Consider the following 22,190-nt stretch of genomic DNA (forward strand, 5'->3'; position numbering starts at 1 on the left):
CCCTCGGCGATTTCGGCGCGCTCATGCCCCCTGACGGGGCGTTTGCGCGCCGAAATCGCTGGGTTACGGTGCCAACGACGGCAACGTCTTGATGCCGAACTCGCGGCGCAGCGCGGTGCGCGCGGCATAGAAACCCGCCAGGCCGTGCACGCCGCTGCCCGGCGGTGTGGCCGATGAACACAGGTACGCCTTGGGAATCGGCGTGGCCCACGGGTTGATCCGTGGCGTCGGGCCGACCAGCGCGTGCAGCAGCGTGTTGCCGCCGACGCCGATGTCCCCGCCGACGAGGTTGGCGTTGTGATCGGCCAGCCGCGACGCCGGAATCGACCGGGCGGCGACGACGATGTCGCGGAAGCCGGGCGCGAAACGCTCGAAGATCCTCGTCACCGTCTCGGTCTGGTCGACGTCTGATCCCGACGGCACATGCGCGTAACTCCACAGCGGGCGGCGGCCCTGCGAATCGATGCGGGACGGATCGGCCAGGTGCGGCAGCGCCGCCAGCACCATCGGCCACTGCGCGTGCCGGCCGTCGGCGACTTCGTGTTCGGCGTGTGCGGCCTGTTCGCGCGTCCCGCCCATGTGCAGTGTCGGCGCGTCCGCCAGCCGCGGGTCTGTCCACGGAATGTCATCGGACAGAACGAAGTCCACCTTCGCCACCCCGGGGCCGTACCGGTAGTGCTCGAGCGCTTTCCGGTACGGGCCGGGCAGTTTGTCGCGGTAGATGTGCAACAGCGCAGTCGGGGCCGTGTCGTAGAACACGACGCCCTCGGGCGGCTCGGTGATCTCCTCGCCGGCCATGATCGAGCCGTCGTGCGCGCGCAGGTCCGCCAGCAACGCATCGGCTATCGCCTGGCTTCCGCCGACCGGGATCGGCCAGCCCACCGTGTGGGCGAGCGTCGCCAGCATCAACCCGCCGCCTGCCGAGACCAACGACGGCATCTGGGAAATGACGTGCGCGGCAACACCGGTGAACAGGGCGCGGGCGTCGACACCGCGCAGCGCCCGCCAAGCCGGGGTGCCCTGTTCGAGCACCCGCAGCCCCAGCTGCACCGCGCCGATCAGATCGGAGGGGATCGACCGCTTGTCGCCGAGCAGCAGGTCGATCACGACGTCGTCGCGCTCGACCAGCGGACTGAGCAGGCGCCGCCACGAATCGCCGTGGCTGAGCTCAGCGCAGGTCCGGTCGAGATCGTGGTAGCCGATCGCCGCGGGCCTGCCCGGTAGCGGGTTGGCGTAGGAGATCTCGGGCACCTGCAGCGCCACACCCCGGGCCGGCAGGTCGAACTCGGCGAGGAACGGCGACGCCAGCGCAAGCGGATGCACCGCAGAGCAGATGTCGTGGGAGACGCCGGAGAACTCCGGGTCGGCCAGGGTGCGCGCGCCACCGCCGAGGGTGGGCTGAGCTTCGAATACCTGTACCGACAGTCCGGCTCTTGCACAGACGACAGCGGCGGCCAGTCCGTTGGGTCCGCTGCCTACGACGGTGATGTCCACGCTGCTTATTCTCCCGCCCGCCACCCCAGATTCTCCCGCCCGCCACCCCCATTAGTCTGGCCGGGTGAGTCTGCCCGTTGTATTGATCGCCGACAAGTTGGCTGAATCCACCGTCGCCGCCCTTGGTGACCAGGTAGAAGTTCGCTGGGTCGAGGGCCCGGACCGAGAGAAGCTGCTGGCCGCGGTGCCTGAGGCCGACGCGCTGCTGGTGCGCTCGGCGACCACCGTCGACGCCGAGGTGCTGGCCGCCGCGCCCAAGCTCAAGATCGTCGCCCGGGCCGGTGTGGGCCTGGACAACGTCGACGTCGACGCCGCCACCGCGCGCGGTGTCCTGGTCGTCAACGCGCCGACCTCCAACATCCACAGCGCCGCCGAGCACGCGCTGGCGTTGATGTTGGCCGCCGCGCGCCAGATCCCCGCCGCCGACGCGTCGCTGCGCGAGCACACCTGGAAGCGTTCGTCGTTCTCCGGCGTCGAGATCTACGGCAAGACCGTCGGCGTCGTCGGCCTCGGCCGAATCGGCCAGCTGGTCGCTCAGCGGCTCGCTGCGTTCGGCACCCATGTCATCGCCTACGACCCGTACGTGTCGCCGGCGCGCGCCGCCCAGCTCGGCATCGAACTCCTTGCGCTCGACGAGCTGCTCAGCCGGGCCGACTTCATCTCCGTGCACCTACCCAAAACACCGGAGACCGCGGGCCTGATCGGCACGGAGTCGCTGGCCAAGACCAAGCCGGGCGTCGTCATCGTCAATGCCGCGCGCGGCGGGTTGGTTGACGAGGACGCGCTGGCCGACGCGGTGCGCTCCGGGCATGTGCGCGCTGCGGGTATCGACGTGTTCGCCACCGAGCCGACGACCGAGAGCCCACTTTTCGAACTGCCCGATGTCGTGGTCACACCGCATCTGGGCGCTTCCACCGTCGAAGCCCAGGATCGCGCGGGTACCGACGTGGCCGCCAGCGTGAAGCTGGCGCTGGCCGGTGATTTCGTGCCCGACGCGGTCAACGTCGCAGGCGGCGCAGTCGGTGAGGAGGTCGCGCCGTGGCTGGACCTGGTGCGCAAGCTGGGCCTGCTCGTCGGCGTGCTGAGTGATGAGCTGCCGCTCTCGCTGTCGGTGCAGGTCCGCGGCGAACTGGCCTCCGACGAGGTTGAGGTGCTTAGACTTTCGGCGCTGCGGGGACTGTTCTCCGCGGTCATCGAAGATCCGGTGACGTTCGTCAACGCGCCCGCGCTCGCTGCCGAACGCGGGGTGGAGGCCGAGCTGAGCACCGCAACGGAAAGCCCCAACCACCGCAGCGTGGTCGACGTGCGCGCGGTTTACGCCGACGGCTCCACCGCCAATGTGGCCGGCACCCTGTCGGGTCCGCAGTTGGCGGAGAAGATCGTCCAGATCAACGGGCGCAACTTCGATCTGCGCGCCGAAGGTGTGTACCTGATCGTCAACTACATCGATCAGCCGGGCACGCTGGGCAAGATCGGCACCCTGCTCGGCGCCGCAGGCATCAACATCCACGCCGCCCAACTCAGCGAGGACGCCGAAGGCCCCGGTGCGACGATTCTGCTGCGCATCGACCGTGACGTGCCCCCCGACGTGCGGACCGCGATCGCCGACGCGGTGGACGCGATGCTGCTGAAAGTGGTGGACCTGTCGTGAAATTGGCGATCGTCGCCGGTGACGGCATCGGCCCCGAGGTGATCGGCGAGGCCGTCAAGGTGCTCGACGCGGTGCTGCCGGGCGTGAACAAGACGCACTACGATCTGGGTGCGCGGCGCTACCACGCCAGCGGCGAGGTGCTGCCCGATTCGGTCCTCGACGAACTGCGCGGCCACGACGCGATCCTGCTGGGCGCCATCGGCGACCCGTCGGTGCCCAGCGGGTTGCTCGAACGCGGCCTGTTGCTGCGGATCCGGTTCGAATTGGACCACCACATCAACCTGCGGCCGGGCCGGTTGTATCCGGGGGTGGCCAGCCCGCTGGCCGGTAACCCCGAGATCGACTTCGTCGTCGTACGCGAAGGCACCGAGGGCCCCTACACCGGCACCGGCGGGGCGATCCGGGTGGGCACACCCAACGAGATCGCCACCGAGGTCAGCGTCAACACCGCATTCGGTGTGCGCCGGGTGGTCAAGGACGCGTTCGGCCGGGCGCAACAGCGGCGCAAGCATCTGACGTTGGTGCACAAGAACAATGTGCTGACCTACGCCGGCACGTTGTGGTGGCGCACGGTGCAGGAAGTGGCCGCCGACTACCCGGATGTCGAGGTGGCCTACCAGCACGTCGACGCCGCGACCATCCATATGGTCACCGATCCCGGCCGGTTCGACGTGATCGTCACCGACAACCTGTTCGGCGACATCGTCACGGACCTGGCCGCCGCGGTGTGCGGGGGTATCGGCTTGGCGGCAAGCGGCAATATCGATGCGACGCGGACAAACCCGTCGATGTTCGAGCCCGTGCACGGAAGCGCACCCGACATCGCCGGGCAGGGCATCGCCGATCCGACGGCGGCGGTCATGTCGGTTGCGCTGCTGCTGGCCCATGTCGGCGAGCATGACGCGGCCGCCCGGGTGGACAAGGCCGTCGAACACCATTTGGTCACCCGCGGCAACGCCAAGATGTCCACGACGCAGATCGGCGACCGGATCGCGGCGGCGCTGTAGTTTCTTCGCGAGATCTACACCAGGGTTGTCCTCGCGGTCGACATCACAGCCCTGGTGTTCGTTTCGCGAAGTTGGTGTGGTCCGCCGGCACGAGGGGCACCGCAACGAACGGCAACAGCGCGCACACTGCGAACGCCACCGGATAGCCGACTGCGCCGATCAGCGCACCGAACAACGGAGCCGCGACCGCGCTGGCCAGGTGCTGGCTGGTGTTCTGGGTGCCCAGCGCCCGACCGCTCCAGAAGGGGCCGGCGATCTCGGCGATCGCGGTGAACGCCAACCCGTTGTCGGACACGGTGATCACCGACGCGATGACCATCAACGCCACGCTCGTCGGCGAATCGAGCCAGTCCGTCAGCGCAAGCAAGGCCATCGACGCCGCGGCGGCCAACGCGATGGTGCGGATGGGGCGCAGCCGAGACCCCAGCAGATCTGACCAGCGACCGGCGGCGATGCGGCCGCCGGCGCCCAGCACCTGCGCCAGCGTGACCATCGCGCCCGACGATTCGGCCGACCAGTTGTGCTCGGTCATCAACCACGCCAACGTGAACGTCCACAGCACCGCCTGCGGTATTACGAGCAGCACGGAGACCGCGTGGATGCGCCAGAGCAGACCCGATTCGCGGTACGGGTTGGCCAGCACCTCGTCGGCGGCCTCTGCGCGCGGAGGGCGGGGCGGGTCGATCACGGCCACCGCACACACCACCGCGGAGACCCCGCACACCACCGCAGGAAACAACAGCGCCGCAGATACCCCGTGCGTCTCGGCGATACGCGGAATCACCAAGGCGCCCAATGCGACCCCCAACGGAACCGCGGCCTGGCGGATGCCCATCACCAGGCCACGCTGCTCGGGAGGAAACCAACCGACCACCAACCGGCCGCTGGCCGAATTGCTGCTCGCCGCAGCCATACCGCCCAGAAACAGGAACCCGCCGACCGCCCACAGCGATTCCACCGACGCCGCGCCCACCGCCGCGGCGGCGATCAAGGCCGAACCCACTGCAAGTACGAAGCGTTCACCGATCCGGTCGACCACATAGCCCCACGCGATCAGCGTGACGACAAGGCCGAAGCCGGCCATCGACGACAGCAGACCCGCCGATGCGAGGTTCAGGCCCCGTTCGGCCTGTAGCGTCGGAATCAGAAACGCCACACCGTTGATGAACACGTTGGCGCTGGTGGTCGCCGCCAGCCCGATCGCCAACATCGACCAACGCAGCGCGGTGCTGGTCGATCCGTCGGTCACCGGGCCATCGTCGCACGATGGTCTCACATCGCTGAATTCACGTTTCAAAATATGAGACACCAGGCGCGGGGAGCGGCCGCATGCGCGACGAGCGCGGCCATTAGGCTAACCGTCATGCGCCTTGGCCGAATCGCGAGTCCCGACGGGGTGGCCTTCGTCAGCATCGACGGCCCCACCGATGATCCGACACAAGCGGTCGCCCGCGAGATCGCCGAACACCCGTTCGGGACGCCTAACTTCACCGGCAGGCAGTGGCCGCTCGCCGACGTGCGCCTGCTCGCCCCGATCCTCGCCAGCAAGGTGGTGTGCGTGGGGAAGAACTACGCCGCCCACATCGAGGAGATGGCCGCGCACGCGAGGAGCAATGAGGGCCACAGCGGAAGGTTCGACGATCCGGTCATCTTCATGAAACCCAACACCGCGATCATCGGGCCCAACGTGCCGATCCAGCTGCCGCCCGACGCCGACCCGGTGCACTTCGAAGGTGAGTTGGCTGTGGTCATCGGCCGCCCGTGCAAGGACGTGCCCGCAGCCCGCGCGGCAGACAGCATCCTCGGCTACACGATCGGCAACGACGTCTCCGCGCGCGACCAGCAGAAGAAGGACGGCCAGTGGACCCGCGCCAAGGGGCACGACACCTTCTGCCCGGTCGGACCGTGGATCGTCACCGATCTCGATGCCTCCGACGTCGAAATCCGTACCGAGGTCAACGGCCAGCTCAAACAGAACAGCAGAACGTCGTTGATGATTCATGACATCGGGGAGATCGTGGAATGGGTCTCGCGCGTGATGACGCTGCTGCCCGGTGACCTGTTGTTGACCGGTACCCCCGAGGGTGTCGGCCCCATCGAGGACGGCGATACCGTCAGCATCACTGTCGGCGGTATCGGAACACTGACTAACCCCGTTGTCCGCAAAGGAAAGTCATGACCGTACGAGTACGGTTCTGCCCATCACCGACCGGCACCCCACATGTCGGGCTGATCCGCACGGCGCTATTCAACTGGGCCTACGCGCGGCATATGGGCGGCACCTTCGTGTTCCGGGTGGAGGACACCGATGCCCAACGCGACAGCGAGGAGAGCTATCTGGCGTTGCTGGATGCGTTGAACTGGCTCGGGCTGAACTACGACGAGGGCCCGGAGATCGGCGGACCCTGCGGTCCTTACCGACAGTCCGAGCGTGGCGACATCTACCGCGACGTGCTGAGTCGACTGCGCGAAGCGGGGGAGGTCTATGAGGCCTTCTCCACCGCCGAAGAAGTCGAGGCGCGGCATGTGGCCGCGGGCCGAAACCCCAAACTGGGCTACGACAACTTCGACCGCGACCTCACCGACGCGCAGCGCGCGGCGTTTCGGGACGAGGGTCGTAGGCCGGTGCTGCGGTTGCGCATGCCCGACGAGGACATCACCTGGTGCGACATGGTTCGCGGTGAGACAACCTTCTCAGCCGGCAGCATGCCCGACTTCGCATTGACCCGTGCCAGCGGAGATCCACTGTACACCTTGGTCAATCCCGTCGACGACGCGTTGATGAAGATCACCCATGTGCTGCGCGGAGAGGACCTGCTGCCGTCCACACCACGCCAGATCGCGCTGTACCGCGCACTGATCCGAATCGGCGTGGCCGAGCGTGTTCCCGAGTTCGCGCACCTGCCAAGCGTTCTGGGCGAGGGTAACAAAAAGCTTTCCAAGCGCGACCCGCAGTCCAACCTGTTCGTCCACCGCGAGCGCGGGTTCATCCCCGAGGGGCTGCTGAACTACCTGGCGTTGTTGGGCTGGGGAATCGCCGACGACCGTGACCTTTTCACACTCGACGAGATGGTGGCTGCCTTCGACGTGGTCGACGTGAACGCCAACCCCGCCCGTTTCGACCAGAAGAAGGCCGACGCGCTCAACGCCGAACACATCCGGATGCTTAGCGCCGAAGAGTTCGCCGCGCGCTTGGCTGCCTACTTCGCCGAGCACGGCTACACCACAGGGCTCGACGAGAAGCGCTTCGCCGAGGCCGCCGATCTGGTGCAGACCCGCATCGTGGTCCTCGGCGACGCGTGGAACCTGCTGAAATTCCTCAACGAGGACGAGTACCGGCTCGACGAGAAGGCCGCGGCCAAAGAGTTGAAGCCCGATGCGGTCCCGGTGCTCGACGCGGCGCTGGGCGCGCTCGAATCAATCGGCGAATGGAACACCGCGGCGATCGAAGCGGCGCTGAAGGCCGCGCTGTTGGAGAGTTTGGAGCTCAAACCACGCAAGGCGTTCGGTCCGGTGCGGGTGGCGGCCACCGGCGCGGCGGTCAGCCCGCCGCTGTTCGAATCGCTGGAACTGCTGGGCCGCGACCGCACCTTGCAACGGCTGCGCGGCGGGCGTGATCACGCCGCGGCGGCGTGAAAGGTGCCGGTAAATCTTTGGTAGTCTGCACGTCGGCCCGACACAACATGCGGCAACGGTTCACCCGCCGCGTGAATGGTCGGAATAATAGTCTGTGACCAGCGGTTATAGGCAGCCAGTGGGGTATGGTGTAATTGGCAACACAGCTGATTCTGGTTCAGCCATTCTAGGTTCGAGTCCTGGTACCCCAGCCAATCCACCGGGATTGGGCCGACATACCTCGCTGAGCTATGCTGGCCATCCGGACAGCAGTTCTGGCCCCCGTCGTCTAGCGGCCTAGGACGCCGCCCTCTCACGGCGGTAGCGTGGGTTCGAATCCCATCGGGGGTACAAACATCTCGTCGTCGGCGCTGTGCCGGCAGGTTCGGTGAGCGATTTCACAGCCGTCGGGTGAGCGCATCAGCCGCGGCCAGCAGGTCAGCGGCCCACCGCGGACCCGGCCGTCGGCCCATCCGATCGATCGGTCCCGAGACCGACACCGCCGCGACCACCGTGCCGCGACCATCGCGCACCGGAGCCGAGACACTGGCCACCCCTGGTTCGCGTTCCGCGACGCTCTGCGCCCAGCCCCGCTTGCGAACCTCGGCCAGCGCCCGATCGGTGAACTTGGCGGCCGGGAGCACGCTCTGCTGTGTCGCGAGGTCCGCGTAGGCCAGCAGCACCTTGGCCCCCGAGCCGGCCGTCATCGGCAGCCGGGTACCGACCGGCACCGTATCGCGAAGCCCGGCAGGGGGTTCCAGAGCCGCCACACAGATTCGCGCGGTGCCTTCGCGGCGGTAGAGCTGGACGCTCTCGCCGGTGATCTCGCGCAGCCGCGGTAGCACCACCGCACCCGCAGCCAACAGCGGATCGTTGACCTGCCCGGCCAACTCGGTCAGTCCAGGACCCAACCGCCACCGTCCGTCGCCGTTGCGCGCGAGTAATCGATGGGTCTCCAGACCGGCGGCAAGCCGGTGTGCGGTGGCGCGGGGCAGCCCGGTGCGCTCGCACAGTTCGGCAAGGCCACAGGGCGACTCGGCGACCGCATGCAGGACGCCCACCGCTTTGTCGAGCACGCCGATGCCGCTATCCTGTCTCATAAGAAGATACTAGCGTCCCAGATTGTGAGATAGTCAAATGTCTAACGCGAATAAGCCACGCGCTTTGGCGCAAAAAGTGTGGGACGGCCATGTGGTCGCCAAGGGCACGGGCGAGGGTGCGGCACGCGAACCCGACCTGATCTACATCGACCTTCATCTGGTGCACGAAGTCACCAGCCCGCAGGCGTTTGACGGGCTGCGGCTCAACGGGCGCACCGTGCGACGGCCCGATCTGACGATCGCGACCGAGGACCACAACGTGCCCACGATCGACATCGACAAGCCGATCGCCGATCCGGTGTCACGCATTCAGGTCGAGACCCTTCGGCGCAACTGTGAAGAGTTCGGTATCCGGTTGCATCCGATGGGCGACTCCGAACAGGGCATCGTGCACATCATCGGACCGCAACTCGGGTTGACCCAACCCGGCATGACGGTCGTCTGTGGTGACAGCCACACTTCGACCCACGGCGCATTCGGTGCGTTGGCGATGGGCATCGGCACCTCGGAAGTCGAGCATGTCCTTGCGACGCAGACGCTGCCGTTGCGCCCGTTCAAGACCATGGCGATCAACGTCGACGGTGAATTGCCGCCAGGGGTCAGCGCCAAGGACATCATCCTCGCGGTGATCGCGAAGATCGGAACCGGCGGCGGTCAGGGGCACGTCATCGAATACCGGGGCAGCACCATCGAATCGCTGTCGATGGAAGGCCGGATGACGATCTGCAACATGAGCATCGAGGCCGGCGCGCGGGCAGGCATGGTGGCGCCCGACGAGACGACGTTTGAATTCTTACGCGGTCGCCCGCACGCGCCGCAGGGCGCGCAGTGGGAGGAGGCGGTCGAGGCGTGGCGCCAACTGCGCACTGACGACGGCGCCGAATTCGACACCGAGGTGTACATCGACGCCGCGACTCTGAGTCCGTTCGTCACGTGGGGGACCAACCCCGGGCAGGGTGTGCCGCTGGCGGGATCGGTGCCCGATCCCGAACTGATGCTCGACGACGGTGCGCGTCAGGCAGCCGAAAAGGCGTTGGCTTACATGGACCTTCGGCCCGGGATGGCCATGCGGGAGATCGCCGTCGACACGGTCTTTGTCGGCTCGTGCACCAACGGACGGATCGAGGACCTGCGCGTGGTGGCCGACGTGCTGAGGGATCGCACCGTCGCCGATGGTGTCCGGATGCTCATCGTGCCGGGTTCGATGCGGGTGCGTATGCAAGCCGAATCCGAAGGCCTCGGCGACATCTTCACCGCCGCGGGCGCCGAGTGGCGCCAGGCCGGGTGCTCGATGTGTCTGGGGATGAACCCCGACCAGCTGTCACCGGGTCAGCGCTGCGCATCGACGTCCAACCGCAACTTTGAAGGTAGGCAAGGCAAAGGCGGCCGTACCCACCTGGTGTCGCCGGCCGTCGCCGCCGCCACCGCGGTGCGGGGCACGTTGTCTTCGCCCGCCGACCTGCCCGCAGCTACGACTCGATAAGGGGAGCCGTCATGGAAGCATTTCGCACTCACACCGGAATCGGGGTGCCGCTGCGCCGGTCCAACGTGGACACCGACCAGATCATCCCGGCGGTCTATCTGAAGCGGGTCACCCGAACGGGTTTCGAAGACGGGTTGTTCGCCGCCTGGCGCAACGATCCGTCTTTCGTGCTGAACCTGCCGCCGTTCGACAGGGGTTCGGTCTTGGTCGCCGGACCCGACTTCGGCACCGGTTCCTCACGCGAGCATGCGGTCTGGGCACTGATGGACTACGGCTTCCGTGTCGTGATCTCGTCCCGCTTCGCCGACATATTTCGGGGCAATGCGGGCAAGGCCGGCCTCTTGGCGGCCGAAATTTCTCAGGATGACGTCGAAGTCTTGTGGAAGCTGATCGAACAGCAGCCCGGACTGGAAATCACTGCGAATCTTCAAGATCGGAATATCGTCGCCGGAACGGTTATGGTGCCGTTCACGATTGACGATTACACCGCCTGGCGACTGCTCGAAGGACTCGACGATATAGGCCTTACGCTGCGAAAATGCGATGACATCGAATCGTATGAAGCACGCCGGCCGCACTGGAAACCGCACACTCTGCCGGCGTGACAGTTGGCCCCGGCGAGCCGAAATCGCCATTGTCGAAGCCGCTCCCTTAGCCCCCCGGCAGGAGGCTAAGGGGGGCAAGAAAGTTCGCCAGTTTCACTTGAAATTGCGCGTGGCTCTTGGAAATCAATAGGTAATGGGTTTACCGTGTCCACTAGTCGGTCCAAGGAGGGCCACTAGTTTCGGAGGTTTGCATGAATAAAGCGGAGCTCATCGACGTACTCACGGAGAAGCTGGGCACCGATCGTCGGCAGGCAACCGCTGCGGTGGAGAATGTCGTTGACACCATCGTGCGCGCGGTCCACAAGGGTGACAGCGTCACCATTACCGGCTTCGGCGTTTTCGAACAGCGTCGTCGTGCCGCCCGTGTCGCGCGTAACCCGCGCACAGGCGAGACCGTAAAGGTCAAGCCCACGTCGGTGCCGGCGTTCCGGCCCGGCGCGCAATTCAAGGCGGTTGTCTCTGGGGCGCAGCGCCTCCCGGCCGAAGGCCCGGCCGTGAAGCGCGGTGTGACAGGCGGTACGGCCCGCAAGGCCGCCAAGAAGACGGCGAAGAAGGCTGCCAAGAAGTCGCCGGCGAAGAAGGCCGCTACCAAGCGGACTGCTGCAAAGAAGACCGCGAAGAAGGCACCGGCCAAGAAGGCCGCGAAGAAGTCGCCGGCGAAGAAGGCCGCTACCAAGCGGACTGCTGCAAAGAAGACCGCGAAGAAGGCACCGGCCAAAAAGGCCGCTACCAAGCGGACTGCTGCCAAGAAGACCGCGAAGAAGGCACCGGCCAAGAAGGCCGCAGCCAAGCGCGGCCGCAAGTAAGTTCCTACGCACAGATACGCCGTGGGTCACTGCGACCCACGGCGTATCTACGTGCTACGACCTGGCCGCTAGCGGGCTTTCGAGATGGTCGGCAGCGATCAGTTTGCCGTCGAACATCGACATCACCCAGGTACTGCCTTTGCGGTTGCGCGACTTGTCCGGGCGCACGCCGTCGCGTTCGCACCACCATTCGATCAGCCCCGGAATCACCTTGCCCTGTGTGCAGATCGCCGGGACACCGTCGGCGGCGGCGATTTCCAGGATGCGGCGTCGCGTCGCCTTGTGGTCGTCTGAATATGCTTCCTCGGTCAACAACGGTTCGCGCTCGATGGTCGTCGCCAACTCCTCGGCCAGCGGCTCCAATGTCTGCACGCATCGCGCCCGATCGGCCGCGTAGAGGGTGTCGGCGCCGAACGCCGACAGCACACCAACCAGTGATTCGGCCTGGGCGCGGCCGCGCTTGTCCAGTGGGCGCTTTCGGTCGTCGCCCTTGTAGCGGGACTTGCTCCCCGCGGTGGCGTGCCGCACGATCAGCACCGTCTTGGTGTCGACCGGAAGCTTGATGAAGCGGCGCAGCACCTTTCGATCGTGCGGATACTCCAATTGTTTCATCGCCTCGGAAACGGGTAACCATTTCAGTTCGTCGACCTCGTCGGTCGGGCTGAAATTCCCGGCTACTGTGCGTGCCGCCCAGTAGCGGACCTTCTTGACGCCTCCTTCGACGGGATAGCTCACCGAGGCGAGCCGACGGCCCAGATGTGCGGTGTATCCGGTCTCCTCACGGACTTCACGCACTGCGGTAACCGGCTCGGTCTCGCCCGGGTCGAGCTTGCCCTTCGGTAGCGACCAATCGTCGTAGCGGGGTCGGTGAACGATTGCGACCTCCGGTGCGGCCGGGTCGCCGTTCGGGCGCCACAGCACCGCGCCCGCTGCGTATATTGGCTTATCGGCACCTGCGACGTCGGATGTCTCCTTCGGCACGTCAACTCCTGCAGCTCAATCGGGCCACCTGATCGCGTCACGGATGCCGGCGACTCTCCATCAACGACACCTGATGGTCGCGCACCGTCTCCCCGTGCTGTGGTGAGGCCGTCCATTTTCCGTCCATGTCCAGTTCCCAGCAGCGGGTGGCGGGGTCCAGCGCCGACTCGAAGATGTCGTGCAGTTGCGCCTTCAGACGCCGATCCTTCACGTGTGCCATCACTTCCACTCGCCGGTCGAGATTACGATGCATCATGTCAGCGCTGCCGATCCAGAACTCGTCGATGGCGTTGAAGTGAATAATCCGTGAGTGTTCGAGGAAACGGCCGAGTATCGAGCGCACCACGATGTTTTCGGAGTAGCCGACGGCTTGCGGCCGTAGCGCACAAATCCCCCGCACCACGACCTCCACGCGTACGCCCGCCTGCGACGCTCGGTAGAGCGCATCGATCACCTGCTCGTCGACCAACGCGTTGGCTTTCAGCCGGATCCGGCCCTCGCCGCCGTCCCGGGTGGCCGCTATTTCGCGTTCGATGCGTTCGATGATGCCCTTGCGCACGCCGTACGGGGCGACCAACAGGTTGCGGTAGGCGTCCTTGCGGGAGTAGCCCGTCAGCGAGTTGAACAGGTCGGTCAGATCCGCGCCGATGTCCGGTGCTGCGGTCAGAAGGCCGATGTCCTCATACAACCGGGCGGTCTTGCTGTTGTAGTTGCCGGTGCCGATGTGGCAGTAGCGCCGGATCGTGGAACCCTCGCGACGCACCACGAGCGCGGTCTTGCAATGGGTTTTCAGGCCGACGAGCCCGTACACCACGTGCACACCCGCTTGTTCCAGCGTGCGCGCCCACTTGATGTTGGCCTGTTCGTCGAAGCGCGCCTTGATCTCGACGAGCGCCACCACCTGCTTGCCCGCTTCGGCGGCGTCGATGAGCGAGTTGACGATCGGCGAGTCACCCGAAGTGCGGTACAGCGTCTGCTTGATCGCCAAGACGTTGGGGTCGGCTGCGGCCTGCTCGATGAACCGTTGCACGGTCGTGGAGAACGAATCGTAGGGGTGGTGGACCAGCACATCACCGTCGCGCAGGGTCGAGAAGATGCTCTTGGGCGTCTCGCGTTCGCCGAACGCGGGCGGAGTGGCGGGTACGAACGGCCGGTCCTTGAGGGCCGGGCGGTCGAGCCGGTAAACCTGCCACAGCGCCGAGAGGTCCAAAAGGCCCGGCACCTCGATGACGTCCCCGGTGTCCACCTCGAGTTCACGCAACAGCAACTCGAGCATGCTCTCGGTCATGTCGTCGGAAACTTCCAAGCGCACCGGCGAACCGAAACGCCGCCGCGCCAATTCCCGCTCCAGCGCCTGCAGAAGATCCTCGTCGCGGTCTTCCTCCACCTCGAAATCGGCGTTGCGCGTGATGCGGAACGCGTGGTGCTCGACGATCTCCATGCCCGGAAACAGCACGGGAAGAAACGCCGCGATCAGTTCCTCCATCGGAAGAAACCGCGCGACATGGTCGGCGTCGTCGCGGGCCCCCAGTTCGACGAACCGGTCCACGTTGTCGGGCACCTTGATTCGGGCGAAATGCTGGCCGCCGTCGTCGGGGTGTTTGACAGTGATCGCCAGGTTCAGGCTCAAGCCGCTGACGAACGGAAACGGGTGGGCGGGGTCGACGGCCAACGGGGTCAGCACGGGGAACACCTGCTCGTGAAAGTAGGTGGACAACCGGGTCCGTTCGGACTCGTCGAGTTCGGACCATGTCACGATCACGATGCCTTCGTCGGCCAGTGCGGGGCGCACGGAGTCGAGGAATACGTGCGCATGTCTGTCGGCGATCTGTTGTGTGCGTTCACTGATCCGGCGCAGTTGCTCCCGCGGCGACAGGCCGTCTGCCGAACGTACCGACAGCCCCATCTCGTCGCGGCGTTTGAGACCCGCGACGCGCACCATGTAGAACTCGTCGAGGTTGGACGCGAAGATGGCCAGGAACTTGGCCCGCTCCAGCAACGGCAGCGACGTGTCGGCGGCCAGCGCGAGCACCCGCGCATTGAAATCCAGCCAACTCAATTCGCGGTTGAGGTAACGATCCTCTGGCAGCGCATCCTCGACTGCCGGCGATGTCGCCGCAGGCGGGGCTGTCGGCGCCGAATCCGCCGGGGACGGCCTCGCCTGCGGCGCCGAGCCCACGTCCGGCGCCGCCGTCGACGTGGCGGTGGACGTCGACGGGGCGTCGTCGGCGCGGATCTGGGTTTCGGCTTCCGTCATGCCTTGATGATCCCTTACCGCGGGTGGTCCTGCCACCGCCTCAGCGCGTTGAATCGATCGCTGCCGCGGTCGCCGCGCCGACGCCGAGACGGCGCGCCACCAGCAGATCATCGGGGGTGTCGATGTCACACCGCAGGCCCGGCCACGGTCCGGTCAACTCGATGGCACCCGAGTTGCGATGGCGTCGTGCAGAATCAGGACCGAACTGAGGCGTCAACGCCACACCGAAGGCCAGTAGTGCCGACGTGCCGGTGCCGTGCCGGTCGCCGACGAAACTGCGCCGGTATCGACGGCCGGCGGCGATCGCGTCGGCAAGCTCCTGCGGCTGCAATGCGGGCAGGTCACCTTGCAGCACAACGATATTGGGAGTCTCGTCGCGCACCTCGGCCTCAGCCACCGCGATGGCGTTGTTCAGCGGGTTGTGATGGCCCTCGGGGGTCGGGTCGGTGAGCACACGTGCGCCGAGTTCGCGCACGGCATCGGCGGCGTCGTCGTCGGGTGTCACAACGGTTATGCCACGCACGTCGGCGACCGCCGACGCGGCGGTGATGGTGTCGATCAGCATGGCCAGCACGACGTTTTCCCGGGTGCTCGCGGAGAACACCGGAGCCAGCCTGGTCTTGGCGGCGCCGAGTCGTTTGACGGCGATCACCAGTCCGATGTCGCTCTCGCATGACCCGCTCATACGCGTCATCCTGCCAGCAGAGTTCTGCGCGCTAGGGTGAAGGCGTGGTCAAGGCAGCGGTGATGGGTGCCGGTGCGTGGGGCACGGCGCTGGCCAAGGTGCTCGCCGACGCCGGCACCGAGGTGAGGTTGTGGGCCCGTCGTCGGCAGCTGGCCGACGAGATCAACACCACGCACCGCAACGCCACATACCTGGGAGATGTGGCGCTGCCACCGTCGATCCGCGCGACCAGCGATCCCGCCGATGCGCTTTTCGGCGCCTGCACGGTGCTGCTGGCGGTGCCGTCGCAGACCCTGCGCGCCAACCTCGAACAGTGGAAAGATGCGATCGGCGACGACGTGACGTTGGTCAGCCTGGCCAAGGGCATCGAGCTCGACACGCTGATGCGGATGAGCCAGGTAATCGTGCAAGTCACCGGCGCGGACTGGGAACGCGTCGCCGCCGTCAGCGGCCCGAACCTGGCAAGCGAGATCGCCCAGGAGCAACCCGCCGCCACCGTGGTGGCTTGTAGCGACTCCGGGCGCGCGGTCGCGCTGCAGCGTGCCATGTCCACCGGTTACCTCCGCCCGTACACCAACGCCGACGTGATCGGCGCCGAGGTTGGTGGCGCATGCAAGAACGTCATCGCGCTGGCGTGCGGGATGGCCGCCGGGGTGGGACTGGGGGAGAACACCGCGGCCGCCATCATCACCCGCGGACTCGCCGAAATCATGCGCCTGGGAATCGCGTTGGGCGCCAAGCCGGCGACGCTGGCCGGACTGGCCGGCATCGGTGACCTGGTTGCAACCTGCATGTCACCGCACTCACGCAACCGGTCCTTCGGCTACCGGCTTGGTCGCGGCGGCACGATGGAATCGGCGATGCTGGCCGCAGGCGGTCAGGTCGCCGAAGGTGTCGCATCATGCCAGTCGGTGCTGGCGCTGGCGCAGAGCTACGACGTGGAGATGCCGTTGACCGACGCCGTCGTTCGGGTATGCCACAAGGGGTTATCGGTCGACGAGGCGGTCGCGCTGCTGCTCGGTCGTAGCACGAAGCCGGAGTAGCGGGATGGACGCCCAGTACGGCGACTCCACCCGCAGCGTCAAAGCGGTGGGTACAGAACCCATTCCGGGCAGCCCGGTGATGCCCCCTCCGGTGCCCGCGGCCGCCTACCACCTCTCGCCCGACGAGACCGAGCCGGTGGATTTCTACGGCCGCAACTCCAACCCGACATGGCGTCGTCTCGAGGCAGCGCTCGCCGAACTCGAAGGTGCGGCAGCGGCGCTGACGTTCGGCTCCGGTATGGCCGCGATCACCTCCGCGCTGCGGGTGCTGGCCAAACCCGGCACGAAATTGCTCATCCCAGCCGACGGCTACTATCAGGTCCGCCGCTATGCCGCTGAATACCTTGTGCCACACGGTGTTACGGTAGTCGAAGCGGTGTGCGCCGACATGTGCGCGGCGGCCGCCGACGCCGACGTCGTCCTCGCGGAGACGCCGGTGAACCCCGGGCTCGACGTTGTCGACCTACACCGGTTGGCGATGCACTGCCGAAGCCGCGGCACCATCCTCGTCGTCGACAACACCACGGCGACGCCCCTGGGCCAGCAGCCGTTGTCGTTGGGCGCCGATCTCGTGGTCGCCAGCGCCACCAAGGGGTTGTCGGGCCACAGCGATCTGGTCGCCGGCTATGTGGCGGGCAGTCACCCCGAGTTGATGGAGGTTGTGGCGCGGGAGCGGCTGTTGGCCGGGCCGATCCTCGGGGCGTTCGAGGCATGGCTGGTGTTGCGTGGCATCGGCAGCGCGGGGCTGCGGTTCGAACGGCAGTCGCAGAACGCCCAGGCGCTGGCGGTGATGTTGCGCAGCCACCCGGCGGTGCGTTCGGTGCGGTATCCGGGGCTGCCCGACGACCCGTCGCATCGGGTCGCCGCACAACAGATGAAGCGCTTCGGCGGACTCCTTGGTGTCGAACTCGAGAGCGCCGAAGCGGTGCACGCGCTGGTGGCGCGCAGCACGCTGTTGATCTCCTCGACCAGCTTCGGCGGAATCCACACCTCGGTCGACCGCCGCGCCCGCTGGGGTGACGCGGTCAGCGACGGGTTCGCGCGCATCTCGTTGGGCATCGAGGACATCGACGACCTGATCGCCGACGTCGAACAGGCGCTTGGCTGAAAACACCACGTCGCCGCGTCGACATCATCGCATTGGGCCTCGGGCGGTAGCCTCTCTAGGTTGTGACTGCCCACAGTGACTCCGGCTCGGAGCGCATCCGGGTCGCCGTTGTCTACGGCGGACGCAGCTCCGAGCACGCGATCTCATGCGTCTCTGCAGGCAGCATCCTGCGCCATCTGGATCCGGCGCGCTTCGATGTCACTGCGGTCGGCATCACGCCGCAGGGCGCATGGGTGCTCACCGACGCCCAACCCGACACCCTGGCGATCACCGACGGGCGGCTGCCCGAAGTGACCGAGGCGTCGGGCACCGAACTGGCTCTGGCCGCCGATCCCGGCCGTCGCGGCCAACTGCTGTCGCTGGAACGGGGCGCCGGTGAGCTGCTTGCCGCGGTGGACGTGGTGTTCCCCGTGCTGCACGGCCCCTACGGCGAGGACGGCACGATCCAGGGGCTGCTCGAGCTCGCCGGTGTGCCGTACGTCGGCGCCGGCGTGTTGGCCAGCGCGGCAGGTATGGACAAGGAGTTCACGAAGAAGCTGCTCACCGCGGCGGGCCTGCCGATCGGCGATCACGTGGTGCTGCGCCCGCGCGACGATACACTGGAGCTGGAGGCACGTGAACGGCTCGGTCTGCCCGTCTTCGTCAAACCGGCCCGGGGCGGCTCATCGATCGGCGTCAGCCGCGTCACCGCGTGGGATCGGCTGCCCGACGCGATCGCACAGGCCCGGCGCCACGACCCGAAAGTGATCGTCGAGGCCGCGATACCGGGACGCGAATTGGAATGCGGGGTGCTGGAATTCCCCGACGGCTGTGTCGAGGCGAGCGCGATCGGCGAGATCAGGGTGGTCGCCGCGCAGGGCCGCGAGGACGGATTCTACGACTTCGCGACCAAATATCTCGAAGAGGCCGCCGAACTCGACGTGCCCGCCAAGGTCGACGACGACACTGCGGATGCGTTGCGCAGCTTGGCTATTCGCACGTTTCACGCCATCGACTGCCAGGGGCTGGCCCGCGTCGACTTCTTTTTGACCGACGACGGCCCGGTGGTGAACGAGATCAACACCATGCCGGGCTTCACCACGATCTCGATGTATCCGCGGATGTGGGCTGCCAGCGGCGTGGACTATCCGACGTTGTTGGCCACCATGGTCGAAACGGCCGTTGCGCGCGGCACCGGCCTGCGTTAGCCCACCGGCGCTGGGTCAACGCGGGTGGTAGGCAAGGATTTAGCGATCGCTTCCGAGATCTCCTGAATCGGTGTCGGCCCGGAATCCTGCGGCAGGGTCAGCGCGATGTAGACGGGCCGGTCGACGGCATACCACGTGCTGCGCCCCGCCTCGGAGACCTGAAACCAGCTCACCGCATCGACGACCTGCAGCGGAGTGCCGACTATGAATTCGGCGGGCCGCTCTAGCCCACAGCGCAAGATGACCGCCTCACGGTCGGGGTCGGTGCGCCACGCCGCTGATCCGGGCGGTGCGGGTTCGGCCAGGCGGGCACGGTCGAAATCGCCCAGCTTGTCCGGCAGCGCGTCGACGAGCGCGTCGCACTCGGGGCTCTGCGCCTCGGGTGCGGGCACCGCCACGATCCCCACCACCTGTTGTTCGGCGGGGGTCTCGCGCAGCGCCGCGACCGCCAGGATCGCGACGACGGCACCCACCGCCACCACCACCGCCGCGATCAGCAGGGCCCGCGGCGGACCGTCTCGCTCCTCGGAGTCCACAGTCCAACTCTATGGCCGCATAGACTCCACGCCGCAGGGACCGGTGCAGCACGGGTTCCGGGGAGGTGACATGGCGACAGACGATCCCGCCGAGACCCTCGCGAGCCAGGGCGAGTTCGAGGTGATCTCGCAGTTGGTGGCCGATCGCGAACAACCCCCGGCGGTGGCACTCGGCCCCGGCGACGACGCGGCGGTGCTGTATACCCCCGACGGAAAGACGGTGGTGTCCACCGACATGCTGGTGGCCCAGCGGCACTTCCGGCTCGACTGGTCCACCCCGTATGACGTCGGGCGCAAGGCGATCGCCCAAAACGCCGCCGACATCGAGGCGATGGGGGCACGCGCCACAGCGTTCGTCGTCGCGTTCGGCGCACCGTCGGACACCGCAACGGCCCAGGCGCTCGAACTCGCCGACGGTATGTGGCACGAGGCGCTGCTGCTGGGTGGCGGCATCGTCGGGGGTGATCTGGTGAGCGCCCCACAATGGGTGATCTCGGTGACCGCGCTCGGCGACCTCGACGGCCGTGGACCGGTGCTGCGCAGCGGCGCCCAAGTGGGTGACACCGTGGCCGTGACTGGGACGCTGGGGCATTCGGCAGCCGGATATACGTTGTGGCACAACTCGATTAATGCGTTTGACGGGCTACGACGACGTCACCTGGTTCCCGAACCGCCGTATGGGCAGGGGCGGGTCGCCGCCGACGCCGGCGCTACCGCGATGACCGATGTGTCCGACGGGTTGCTGGCCGACCTCGGGCATATCGCCTCAGCCTCGGGTGTGGTCGTGGAGGTGTCAACGGACATGTTGAGGGGCGATCGCGAGGCCGTCGATGCCGCGGCGGCGGCGGTCGGCGCCGACCCGTGGGCGTGGGTGCTCGGCGGCGGTGAGGACCACGCGCTGGTCGCGGCGTTCGTGGATGCGGTGCCCGAGGGATGGCGGGTGATCGGGCGGGTGCTCGCCGGCGCGCCGCGGGTGCTGGTCGATGGCGCCGAATGGCAGGGCGATCCCGGCTGGCAGTCGTTTGACTCGTTAAGGTGACGGATCGTGACGGTGTACGCGATCGCGCAACTGAAGTTCACGGACCGTCGCGCCTATGACCGCTACCAGGCGCGCTTCATGGAGGTCTTTTCACGGTATGCCGGGACGCTGCTTGCCGCCGACGAAACTCCTCAGCTCGTGGAAGGCCAGTCGGATCGAGACAAGGTGGTGCTGATGTCGTTTCCCGACGAAGCGTCGTTTCATCGGTGGGCGCAATCACCTGAGTACCAAGAGATCTCCAAGGACCGCCAAGCCGGGGCGGATGCCGTGGTGCAGTTGATCAAGGGGCTGACGTGACGGCGCGACCGCTGGGCGAACTCGTCGAGGAAGGCTGGGCCAACGCGCTGGAACCGGTGGCGCCGCAGGTCGCCCAGATGGGGGAGTTTCTGCGTGCCGAGCTGGCTGCGGGTAACGGGTACTTGCCTGCCGGTCAGAATGTGTTGCGGGCCTTCACCTTTCCGTTCGATCAGGTCAGGGTGCTGATCGTGGGGCAGGATCCGTATCCCACGCCAGGCCACGCGGTCGGGCTGAGCTTCTCGGTGGCCGCCGACGTGCGTCCGCTGCCGCGAAGCCTGGAGAACATCTTCACCGAATACGGCAAGGACCTCGGTCATCCGCCGCCGGCCAACGGCGATCTCACGCCGTGGGCCGAGCGCGGGGTGATGCTGCTCAACCGGGTGCTCACCGTGCGGCCCGGCAGCCCGGCGTCACATCGCGGTAAGGGCTGGGAAGCGGTGACCGAATGTGCGATCAAGGCACTGGTCGCCCGCAAGCAGCCGCTGGTGGCGGTGCTGTGGGGGCGCGACGCGTCCACCTTGAAACCGATGCTCGAGGGCAACGACTGTGTGTCGATCGAGTCGCCGCACCCATCACCGCTGTCGGCCTCACGGGGCTTCTTCGGCTCGCGCCCGTTCAGCCGGGCCAACGAGCTGCTGGAGAAGATGGGCGCCGACCCGGTCGACTGGCGCCTCACCTAGGCCGTTAACCCGCCGAGCCGCCCGCACCTTCCGCCGAGATCGACGTTGCGGCGCGTTTCACTCGCACTTTGCCGCGCGTTTGTCCCTCTGGGCGCGACGAGTGCGCTTCTACGTGCCGGGGATCGGCGGCGGCGACGGAATCGGTGGCGGTGACGGGATCGGTGGCGGCGAGGGGATGTCGGGCACCGGAATCTCGACGGTGGCGTCGGGCGGCGGACCTGCGGTGGTCTCGGCCGGCAGTTCGGGCGATGGCGTCGTCGGCGCCGGCGTCTCGACCGTCGTTTCGACCGTCGTTTCGACCGACGTCGTAGTCGTCGTCGTGGTGGTGGTCTCGGAATCGGCGGCGTCGTCGCCACCGCAGGCCGTCACCAACGACGCCACCGCAATTCCGGAGGCCAGCGCGAACAGTTTCGGTTTAGATGCTCCGCGTGAGGTCATGAAGCCACCACTTACCCGAGACGGCAGGCGTTCAAACGCCTGGCCGGGGTGACTGTCACGTCGGGAACATCGATTCGCGCGCCGGACCACCGTCGCGCCGAGATCGACGTTCTGGCGCTCTTCACTCGCACTTTCCCGCCCGTTTGTCCCTTTCGGCGCAAAGGAGGGCGCGAAAGCG

General features: G+C 66.9%; 21 protein-coding genes and 2 tRNA genes. 15 read left to right on the plus strand and 8 right to left on the minus strand.

The annotated features are described in order from the left end of the window. Nucleotides 1-63 precede the first annotated feature (63 nt). Entirely contained in the window at nucleotides 64-1,494 is a 1,431-nt protein-coding gene (locus ABQF13_RS00780) for a phytoene desaturase family protein (RefSeq protein ID WP_448390750.1), read from the minus strand. Nucleotides 1,495-1,558: 64 nt separating this feature from the next. On the opposite strand from ABQF13_RS00780, the gene serA reads away from it, so the two are divergent. Both serA and ABQF13_RS00790 read left to right on the plus strand, forming a co-directional pair. Beyond that, a complete protein-coding gene (gene serA, locus ABQF13_RS00785) occupies nucleotides 1,559-3,145 on the plus strand; it encodes a phosphoglycerate dehydrogenase (RefSeq protein ID WP_448390751.1) in 1,587 nt (528 codons plus the stop codon). Then, on the plus strand, nucleotides 3,142-4,152 hold the full coding sequence (locus ABQF13_RS00790; protein WP_448390752.1) for a 3-isopropylmalate dehydrogenase: 1,011 nt from the start codon (nucleotides 3,142-3,144) through the stop codon (nucleotides 4,150-4,152). Before serA ends, ABQF13_RS00790 begins: the two co-directional genes overlap by 4 nt. A gap of 43 nt (nucleotides 4,153-4,195) precedes the next feature. Here ABQF13_RS00790 and ABQF13_RS00795 read toward each other — a convergent pair whose 3' ends face one another. After that, nucleotides 4,196-5,362 carry an MFS transporter gene (locus ABQF13_RS00795; protein ID WP_448391361.1) on the minus strand — a complete coding sequence of 389 codons (1,167 nt, stop codon included), beginning with the start codon at nucleotides 5,360-5,362 and terminating at the stop codon, nucleotides 4,196-4,198. Nucleotides 5,363-5,515: 153 nt separating this feature from the next. On the opposite strand from ABQF13_RS00795, the gene ABQF13_RS00800 reads away from it, so the two are divergent. The 4 genes from ABQF13_RS00800 to ABQF13_RS00815 all read left to right on the plus strand — a co-directional run bounded on the left by ABQF13_RS00800 (nucleotide 5,516) and on the right by ABQF13_RS00815 (nucleotide 8,118). Further along, the gene (locus tag ABQF13_RS00800; protein ID WP_448390754.1) at nucleotides 5,516-6,331 is read left to right on the plus strand and encodes a fumarylacetoacetate hydrolase family protein; all 816 of its coding nucleotides are present in this window, start codon (nucleotides 5,516-5,518) and stop codon (nucleotides 6,329-6,331) included. After that, nucleotides 6,328-7,788 carry a glutamate--tRNA ligase gene (gene gltX, locus ABQF13_RS00805; protein WP_448390755.1) on the plus strand — a complete coding sequence of 487 codons (1,461 nt, stop codon included), beginning with the start codon at nucleotides 6,328-6,330 and terminating at the stop codon, nucleotides 7,786-7,788. Before ABQF13_RS00800 ends, gltX begins: the two co-directional genes overlap by 4 nt. A gap of 119 nt (nucleotides 7,789-7,907) precedes the next feature. Then, nucleotides 7,908-7,982, plus strand: a tRNA-Gln gene (locus tag ABQF13_RS00810). A gap of 63 nt (nucleotides 7,983-8,045) precedes the next feature. After that, a tRNA-Glu gene (locus tag ABQF13_RS00815) sits at nucleotides 8,046-8,118 on the plus strand. A 47-nt stretch (nucleotides 8,119-8,165) separates the two neighbouring features. Here ABQF13_RS00815 and ABQF13_RS00820 read toward each other — a convergent pair. Further along, on the minus strand, nucleotides 8,166-8,867 hold the full coding sequence (locus ABQF13_RS00820; RefSeq protein ID WP_448390756.1) for an IclR family transcriptional regulator: 702 nt from the start codon (nucleotides 8,865-8,867) through the stop codon (nucleotides 8,166-8,168). A 37-nt stretch (nucleotides 8,868-8,904) separates the two neighbouring features. Between ABQF13_RS00820 and leuC the strand changes: the two genes are divergently transcribed. From leuC to ABQF13_RS00835, 3 genes are all read left to right on the plus strand, one after another. Next, nucleotides 8,905-10,350: a 3-isopropylmalate dehydratase large subunit gene (gene leuC, locus ABQF13_RS00825; RefSeq protein WP_448390757.1), complete on the plus strand. Its 1,446-nt coding sequence runs from the start codon at nucleotides 8,905-8,907 to the stop codon at nucleotides 10,348-10,350. Between the two features lie 11 nt (nucleotides 10,351-10,361). After that, nucleotides 10,362-10,955, plus strand: coding sequence for a 3-isopropylmalate dehydratase small subunit (gene leuD, locus ABQF13_RS00830; protein ID WP_448390758.1), 594 nt, complete (start codon nucleotides 10,362-10,364; stop codon nucleotides 10,953-10,955). 191 nt (nucleotides 10,956-11,146) lie between these two features. After that, on the plus strand, nucleotides 11,147-11,761 hold the full coding sequence (locus ABQF13_RS00835; RefSeq protein WP_448390759.1) for an HU family DNA-binding protein: 615 nt from the start codon (nucleotides 11,147-11,149) through the stop codon (nucleotides 11,759-11,761). Between the two features lie 54 nt (nucleotides 11,762-11,815). Here the strand turns inward: ABQF13_RS00835 and mutT1 are convergent, their stop codons facing one another. Genes mutT1 through cofC form a run of 3 tightly spaced genes read right to left on the minus strand, consistent with a single transcriptional unit; the run spans nucleotide 11,816 to nucleotide 15,684 of the window. Next, on the minus strand, nucleotides 11,816-12,742 hold the full coding sequence (gene mutT1, locus ABQF13_RS00840) for an 8-oxo-(d)GTP phosphatase MutT1 (RefSeq protein ID WP_448390760.1): 927 nt from the start codon (nucleotides 12,740-12,742) through the stop codon (nucleotides 11,816-11,818). Between the two features lie 37 nt (nucleotides 12,743-12,779). Next, nucleotides 12,780-14,999, minus strand: a complete 2,220-nt coding sequence (locus ABQF13_RS00845; protein ID WP_448390761.1) for an RNA degradosome polyphosphate kinase — start codon at nucleotides 14,997-14,999, stop codon at nucleotides 12,780-12,782. A 40-nt stretch (nucleotides 15,000-15,039) separates the two neighbouring features. Continuing rightward, nucleotides 15,040-15,684: a 2-phospho-L-lactate guanylyltransferase gene (cofC, locus tag ABQF13_RS00850; protein ID WP_448390762.1), complete on the minus strand. Its 645-nt coding sequence runs from the start codon at nucleotides 15,682-15,684 to the stop codon at nucleotides 15,040-15,042. 44 nt (nucleotides 15,685-15,728) lie between these two features. On the opposite strand from cofC, the gene ABQF13_RS00855 reads away from it, so the two are divergent. The 3 genes from ABQF13_RS00855 (at nucleotide 15,729) to ABQF13_RS00865 (ending at nucleotide 19,022) form a co-directional block, all read left to right on the plus strand. Beyond that, nucleotides 15,729-16,727, plus strand: coding sequence for an NAD(P)H-dependent glycerol-3-phosphate dehydrogenase (locus tag ABQF13_RS00855; RefSeq protein WP_448390763.1), 999 nt, complete (start codon nucleotides 15,729-15,731; stop codon nucleotides 16,725-16,727). 4 nt (nucleotides 16,728-16,731) lie between these two features. Next, on the plus strand, nucleotides 16,732-17,835 hold the full coding sequence (locus ABQF13_RS00860) for a cystathionine gamma-lyase (RefSeq protein ID WP_448390764.1): 1,104 nt from the start codon (nucleotides 16,732-16,734) through the stop codon (nucleotides 17,833-17,835). Nucleotides 17,836-17,897: 62 nt separating this feature from the next. Next, the gene (locus tag ABQF13_RS00865; RefSeq protein WP_448390765.1) at nucleotides 17,898-19,022 is read left to right on the plus strand and encodes a D-alanine--D-alanine ligase family protein; all 1,125 of its coding nucleotides are present in this window, start codon (nucleotides 17,898-17,900) and stop codon (nucleotides 19,020-19,022) included. Here the strand turns inward: ABQF13_RS00865 and ABQF13_RS00870 are convergent. Beyond that, nucleotides 19,019-19,558 carry a DUF3515 domain-containing protein gene (locus tag ABQF13_RS00870; protein ID WP_448390766.1) on the minus strand — a complete coding sequence of 180 codons (540 nt, stop codon included), beginning with the start codon at nucleotides 19,556-19,558 and terminating at the stop codon, nucleotides 19,019-19,021. The two genes, ABQF13_RS00865 and ABQF13_RS00870, sit on opposite strands and share 4 nt — an antisense overlap. Before the next feature lie 70 nt (nucleotides 19,559-19,628). On the opposite strand from ABQF13_RS00870, the gene ABQF13_RS00875 reads away from it, so the two are divergent. From ABQF13_RS00875 to ABQF13_RS00885, 3 genes are read left to right on the plus strand one after another with little or no spacing between them, the layout of a single operon-like run. Next, complete coding sequence (locus tag ABQF13_RS00875) at nucleotides 19,629-20,597, plus strand: thiamine-phosphate kinase (protein ID WP_448390767.1); 969 nt, start codon at nucleotides 19,629-19,631, stop codon at nucleotides 20,595-20,597. Nucleotides 20,598-20,603: 6 nt separating this feature from the next. Next, the gene (locus ABQF13_RS00880) at nucleotides 20,604-20,894 is read left to right on the plus strand and encodes a DUF1330 domain-containing protein (protein ID WP_448390768.1); all 291 of its coding nucleotides are present in this window, start codon (nucleotides 20,604-20,606) and stop codon (nucleotides 20,892-20,894) included. Next, nucleotides 20,891-21,574, plus strand: coding sequence for a uracil-DNA glycosylase (locus tag ABQF13_RS00885; protein ID WP_448390769.1), 684 nt, complete (start codon nucleotides 20,891-20,893; stop codon nucleotides 21,572-21,574). The genes ABQF13_RS00880 and ABQF13_RS00885 overlap by 4 nt, the downstream gene beginning before the upstream one ends. A gap of 108 nt (nucleotides 21,575-21,682) precedes the next feature. Here the strand turns inward: ABQF13_RS00885 and ABQF13_RS00890 are convergent, their stop codons facing one another. Further along, nucleotides 21,683-22,012 carry a hypothetical protein gene (locus tag ABQF13_RS00890; protein WP_448390770.1) on the minus strand — a complete coding sequence of 110 codons (330 nt, stop codon included), beginning with the start codon at nucleotides 22,010-22,012 and terminating at the stop codon, nucleotides 21,683-21,685. Nucleotides 22,013-22,190 lie beyond the last annotated feature (178 nt).

It is taken from the genome of Mycolicibacterium sp. XJ879 (genome assembly GCF_053483935.1).

Coding starts and splice junctions, on each gene's coding strand:
- ABQF13_RS00795 (WP_448391361.1), bottom strand. CDS start 5,362: ATGTTGGCGATCGGGCTGGCGGCGACCACCAGCGCCAACGTGTTCATC.
- ABQF13_RS00800 (WP_448390754.1), top strand. CDS start 5,516: ATGCGCCTTGGCCGAATCGCGAGTCCCGACGGGGTGGCCTTCGTCAGC.
- gltX (WP_448390755.1), top strand. CDS start 6,328: ATGACCGTACGAGTACGGTTCTGCCCATCACCGACCGGCACCCCACAT.
- ABQF13_RS00820 (WP_448390756.1), bottom strand. CDS start 8,867: ATGAGACAGGATAGCGGCATCGGCGTGCTCGACAAAGCGGTGGGCGTC.
- leuC (WP_448390757.1), top strand. CDS start 8,905: ATGTCTAACGCGAATAAGCCACGCGCTTTGGCGCAAAAAGTGTGGGAC.
- leuD (WP_448390758.1), top strand. CDS start 10,362: ATGGAAGCATTTCGCACTCACACCGGAATCGGGGTGCCGCTGCGCCGG.
- ABQF13_RS00835 (WP_448390759.1), top strand. CDS start 11,147: ATGAATAAAGCGGAGCTCATCGACGTACTCACGGAGAAGCTGGGCACC.
- ABQF13_RS00845 (WP_448390761.1), bottom strand. CDS start 14,999: ATGACGGAAGCCGAAACCCAGATCCGCGCCGACGACGCCCCGTCGACG.
- cofC (WP_448390762.1), bottom strand. CDS start 15,684: ATGAGCGGGTCATGCGAGAGCGACATCGGACTGGTGATCGCCGTCAAA.
- ABQF13_RS00860 (WP_448390764.1), top strand. CDS start 16,732: ATGGACGCCCAGTACGGCGACTCCACCCGCAGCGTCAAAGCGGTGGGT.
- ABQF13_RS00875 (WP_448390767.1), top strand. CDS start 19,629: ATGGCGACAGACGATCCCGCCGAGACCCTCGCGAGCCAGGGCGAGTTC.
- ABQF13_RS00890 (WP_448390770.1), bottom strand. CDS start 22,012: ATGACCTCACGCGGAGCATCTAAACCGAAACTGTTCGCGCTGGCCTCC.